At 54.8% G+C, this 5196-nt stretch carries 4 protein-coding genes; 1 reads left to right on the forward strand and 3 read right to left on the reverse strand.

The genetic code is table 11. The annotated features are described in order from the left end of the window. Nucleotides 1–18 precede the first annotated feature (18 nt). The 3 genes from NW840_RS06080 to NW840_RS06090 form a co-directional block, all read right to left on the reverse strand. The gene (locus NW840_RS06080) at nt 19–189 is read right to left on the reverse strand and encodes a hypothetical protein (RefSeq protein WP_414343072.1); all 171 of its coding nucleotides are present in this window, start codon (nt 187–189) and stop codon (nt 19–21) included. A gap of 282 nt (nt 190–471) precedes the next feature. Continuing rightward, nucleotides 472–1920 (reverse strand): DUF2079 domain-containing protein, encoded by a 1449-nt coding sequence (locus NW840_RS06085; RefSeq protein ID WP_414343075.1) that lies wholly within the window; start codon nt 1918–1920, stop codon nt 472–474. A gap of 181 nt (nt 1921–2101) precedes the next feature. Then, on the reverse strand, nt 2102–3253 hold the full coding sequence (locus NW840_RS06090) for an anhydro-N-acetylmuramic acid kinase (protein WP_414343077.1): 1152 nt from the start codon (nt 3251–3253) through the stop codon (nt 2102–2104). A gap of 92 nt (nt 3254–3345) precedes the next feature. On the opposite strand from NW840_RS06090, the gene NW840_RS06095 reads away from it, so the two are divergent. After that, nucleotides 3346–5070 (forward strand): electron transfer flavoprotein, encoded by a 1725-nt coding sequence (locus NW840_RS06095; protein ID WP_414343078.1) that lies wholly within the window; start codon nt 3346–3348, stop codon nt 5068–5070. Nucleotides 5071–5196: the final 126 nt, after the last annotated feature.

Genomic DNA, 5196 nt, shown 5'->3' on the forward strand with positions numbered 1-5196 from the left:
AGCAGAGCAGGCTCAGGGCTACTGAAAGCCCGCTCCGTACCGCTTAGCGGTCGGAGCCGGGTAGTTTACCGCAGGCAAGCCAAAAAAGGTGGCCACCGCCGCAGCAATTCCCCCCTGCAACACTTGACGCCGCTGCAAACGGCTCTCCAGGATGCTGCTGAAGGTGGGGTTGGGAGAGTGGTTACACATAGGCTCGTCCCCAGGACGAAGCTTAGGGCCATGCGAATGGATACTCACGTTGACTTCTCCTCTTGTCTTGACAAGTTTTGTTTAGAAACTTGGCGAGTCTTATAAAACAGCACCTAACCCCTGCGCTACTCTATTCGCGCATGAGGATAGGCACTACAAAAGTTTCTTAATCATTTGTTGCAACGAGAAGAAGACTTGGTTTAAGTCAATTAGATCAAGTAGATAGATCAAGTGCCAATAAAGTAGTCTGCAGTCCTTAGAATTGCGATTCTTATGCGATTCTTAGAGGTCTTTTCGTAACCTAGAGAACAAATACACCCCATCTTGGTGGTACAGAAGCTGGAATTGAGTTTCCTTCTGTAAAGCTTCAATCAGGACACGGGAAAACTCTGGACTGCTGCGCCACCCCGGATGACGGGTGTTGAGCAACACATAATCAAAGGGATCCCACTGAGAGGGCGGGGATCCATTGAAGCGGCCCTCGTCTGTAAAGTAGATTACAGGTCGCTGGGTGAGGTGAGGGCTGATCTCGTGGGTGGTGAGGACGCCCCCTTGGGTGGTGATCTGGGCAAGAGCCTGTCGGGTTGCCTGCCAAGTGTCCAGGGAGCTGAGATAAATCGAGCCGAAAAAGGTGTATTTCCCCAAGGCCAAAAAGGCCAGCGAAGACCAGATCAGGGGCAGTTTTCCATCTTTTATAAAATGGCTCTGGAAGAGGTGATTTTTCACATTCTCGATGACAGCTAAGAACAAGAAAGGAACGATAGGCAAAGCGTACTGATGCACCAGATCTCGATAGGCGGGGTTGCTGGAGAGTATATTCAAACCCAGGGTAGGCAGGGCAGGGATCCAGGGATCCCAATGCCGCCAAGAGAGACCCCAAGCCAAAGGCGCAACCAATAAAAATCCATAAAACAGGGTGTCCAGAGAGAAGACTTTGCTCAAAACCAGCATCGGTCTCAAGATTAAACCTTGAACAATTTCCGCAACAGAATTCCCTAGATAGTCGTAATGAGAAACGGCTGCCGGCTCGCTGCCGCTGAAGTGAGGAATGACCCCAAAAGTGGCTATCCCAAACCAAGCCGATCCTGCTGCAATTGCCGTCCAGCCGCCCACTTGGCAGCGCCATTGCCAGCGTTCTTGAATTCGTCCTTTTTCCCAAAACAACAGCCAGGCTCCCAGAGCAACAACATTGAGAGATAACACCGCCTTACAGCCAAGAATGCCGCTCAAACAGAGAAGGAACCCCCTCAATTTTCCAGAGCGAATGCAGAGCACAGCCGCCAAGAAAAGAGGAACAGCTATGACCTCTGGATGAAAATCAAAAAGGTTGGCGTTAAAAATGGCCGGATAGAGAAGATAGGCTGTGGCAATCACCATCACTTGGCTGGGATCGACCTTGGCCTGAAGTGCAAGGTGATAAATAGCCAATGCTCCCAAGGTTAACGCCAGGGATTGGAGCCCAAACAGCCAATAGACCGAGGGGACAATGCGATACAAGAGGCTGATAGGGTAGAGAATAAAGGCCGCATGATCTCCAAGGATATGGATCCCTCGAATGGTCGAAAACGGAACCTCTCCCCGACTGATTAGATAGATGGATTGGTCGAAGATGCCAAGATCATATCCTCCAGACTGAAACAGGTGATGCCGGACAACACTACAGCCAAAGAGAATGAAGAAATTAAAAATCATGATTGCCAGCAGAAGTGGAGGCAGAGGACGATCCTTCATAAGAACTAGGGCTTTTGATTTATAGATCTTGGCAAGGTAACTTTATCGCTTTTCTCAGCCTTGCGTGACATCCTAGCGAGATCTGGATTCGGCAGAGGCTCCGCCGCAATTCCGGACATTTCTCTTTCCTCGGGAGTATGAGGAATGGCTCAAGCTTGTTGGAGATAACGATACAGATGAGTTAGGACTGGTTACGACAAGAGGGTGTGATTTGGCCCAAGATGGCAGCATGTCTTGCCCCAGTTGCTTCCGGTAAATTGTTGGTCTTACCTTGCCAGGTTTTATAGGCCAATACTGCGAAGGCAAGAGCCTCTTTGGCCTCAGAAGGGATCCCCACTTGGTCGGAAGTCAACAGGGTTGTGGTCGGCAGTTGCTCCTGCAGCAGTTGCATGAGAACAGGGTTTTGGGTGCCGCCACCGCTGAGAATAACTTGATCTGGGGTCGCGGGCAAAAAGTCCCTATAGGCTTGGGCAATGGAGCAGGCCGTAAACCCCGTGAGGGTGGCAATACAGTCGTGGGCGGATATAAATTGGGGCCAAATTCGCTCTAAATAAAGGGATCCAAAATACTCTCGGCCAGTGGTTTTGGGCGGTGCCTTTTGAAAATAGGGATCCCGCATCCATTCTGTAATTTTTTCCCAGTGGATCTGGCCTTGGGCAGCCCATTTTCCGTCGCGATCAAAGGCTTGATGTCCCTGACTGGCCCGCATCACCGCCAGATCGATCAAAATGTTGCCGGGGCCAGTGTCGAAGGCCAAGGGGGATCCCCCACTGCAGAGGCTGGGGAGATAGGTGAGGTTGGCAATGCCGCCGATGTTTTGGGCCACACGATGAAGGTGGGGATGCCTCAACAGCAGCCAATCCACAAAAGCTACCAAAGGTGCGCCTTGACCTCCTGCCGCCATGTCCCGCGCCCGAAAATTGCTCACCACCGGGATCCCGGTCAGCTCGGCAATCACCGCAGCTTCACCGATTTGCAAAGTCGAAGCTTCTGGCCCACTGGGGTTATGCCAAAGGGTTTGGCCATGGCTGCCGATGAGATCGATCTGTTGGGGGGTGAGATGGGCCGCCTGGATCCCTTGCAAGGCCGCTGCCGCAAAAGCTCGACCCAAGCGAAAGTTCAAGGTGCAGATGTGATCTACCGTGCCGGTTTTGGGATTCGCAGCCCGCAAAATCTCCGCCCGCAGCGTTGGGGAATAGGGGATTGTTTGGAAATGTATCAACTCCCACTGTAGGGAATCGTCACCCTCCAGGTGGACGATGGCTACATCGATCCCGTCTACCGAAGTGCCCGACATTAGGCCGACGACGATCATCTTGCTGGGGGCTCGCACCAGAGGCTTGAGAAGGTCTAAAGTTTTGCCCCCTTTCCCCTTCCCCTTTTTAGGATACAGGCAGGGTATCCAGAGCTACCGTGTGGGGGACTATGAGTGAAGCCATCCGCTACGACCTTCTTTTGGTGGGGGGAAGCTCCTCCAACTTGATCTTGGCCCACCGCCTTTTGGATCTGGCCAAGCTCTCTGGGCTGAAAATCTCTATTGCCATTTTGGAAAAAGCCCGCCAATTCGGCGGTCACATCGTCAGTGGCGCCATCTGCAACCTCCAAGTGATCGCCAAGCTCTTCCCCGATTTTGAAAGCCAAGGATTTCCCCACGAAGGCCGGGTGGAAGCCAATCACTTGAGCGTGCTGGGATCCCAACAGCGCTGGGATCTGCCGGAAGCGGTGATCCCGCCGGGATTTCGCAAGCAGGGGCAGTTCATTCTCACCCTCAGCCACGTCATCCGTTGGCTGGCCGAAACCCTGCAGGAAAAAGCCAAAGGGATCCCAAATGTTACCCTCGATGTGTTCCCCGGCTTTGCCGCCCATGAAATCCTCTACGAGGGGGAGCGGGTGATCGGGGTACGGGCAAGCGATTCTGGCCAAGTTTACGAAGATTGCATCTTTGCCGAACTCACCTGCTTTGGCGACAAAGGCTTCATTTCCAAAGATCTCATCGAGAAGTTTCAACTGCGCCCCAACCCGCAACTGTGGTCGGTGGGGGTCAAAGAGGTGTGGCAGATCCCCCAGTCCCTGCAGGGGCAGGTGTGGCATACCCTGGGCTACCCGGTTTTGGATGGCAGCTTCAGCGGCGGCTTCGTCTATGGCCTCAAAGACAATCGCCTGGCCTTAGGTCTGATCATCGGCCTCGACAGCAAAAACCCCAACCTCAACCCCCAGCAACGTCTGCAGGAGTTCAAGGCTCACCCCTGGATCCAGTCCCTAATTGCTGGCGGCAGGTTGCTCAAATATGGGGCTGCCGTGATTCCCGAAGGGGGCTACCACAGCCTGCCCACCCGGTTTGGCGTTGAGGGAGCCCTGCTGTTGGGGGATGCGCTGGGGGTGTTGGATGTGGGCAGCTTGGCCGGGGTGGACAATGCCATGGAAACCGGCTATCTGGCGGCGGGCCTCATTCACGATGGCTTCTTGAAAGGGGATCTGCGCATCCAGGCCGACTACCAAAGGGCGGTGATGGAAAGTGCGGTGGGGCAAAACCTCTACCGCAGTCGCTATTTCCGCGAGGCTTTTTTGGAAAACTCCCGCCTGCTGGAAGAATATTTACCTCAGGTGTGCCGCAGCGTCGATGCCGGCCACCCCTGGCTGGGATCCCTGCGCTGGGGTTTACAGGATCCCGTTCGCCGCGGACGAGAAACTCTGCGCGCCTACACCCTGCTCACCGGGCGGGTCAGCCCCAGCGAGCCACCCCCGCGAGGCTATGTGGCCCCCCACGCTGCCATTCAAGCGGATTTTGTGGCCCCCACAACCTTGGCTCCCCAGGAATTGGCCGCTCGACCGGGCTATTTCTCGCGGCCCGATGCGGTTTTTTTCGCGGATCCCCGCTACCCCGAGGGTAACCGTCACATCCTGGAGTTCGACGCCGAAACCTGCCGCCGGTGCATCGCCACCTACGACAAGCTGAATCGCCCCACCCCCTGCGTTGCCGACTGCACAGCAGAGGTACACCACATCCGCGACCAAAATGGCATCCGCTCCCATGCCATGTCTTTGGAAAACTGCATCCAGTGCCGCACCTGCGAGATCATCTGTCCCCACTTAAACTTGCGGGTCAACCCCAGCTACGAGGGATCCGGGCCGGATTTCTATGGGCTGTAGCCGTTGCTGAGGTTAACTCAGTTCGCTGCAGCTCGCCTGATCCTGGGGGTCTAGCAAGTAAACTACCCGACCCTGACTGCTTCGCAGTACGGGGCGGGCTTTCGGTAGCCCTGCAGTTGGCAAGCC

Origin of the sequence: Synechococcus sp. R5-13 (assembly GCF_047462015.1) — a bacterium.
Taxonomy (GTDB): Bacteria; Cyanobacteriota; Cyanobacteriia; order Thermostichales; family Thermostichaceae; genus Thermostichus.

Excerpts from the sequence above, each read along its gene's own strand:
- NW840_RS06080 (WP_414343072.1), bottom strand. The coding sequence starts at position 189 with ATGTGTAACCACTCTCCCAACCCCACCTTCAGCAGCATCCTGGAGAGC.
- NW840_RS06095 (WP_414343078.1), top strand. The coding sequence starts at position 3,346 with ATGAGTGAAGCCATCCGCTACGACCTTCTTTTGGTGGGGGGAAGCTCC.
- NW840_RS06085 (WP_414343075.1), bottom strand. The coding sequence starts at position 1,920 with ATGAAGGATCGTCCTCTGCCTCCACTTCTGCTGGCAATCATGATTTTT.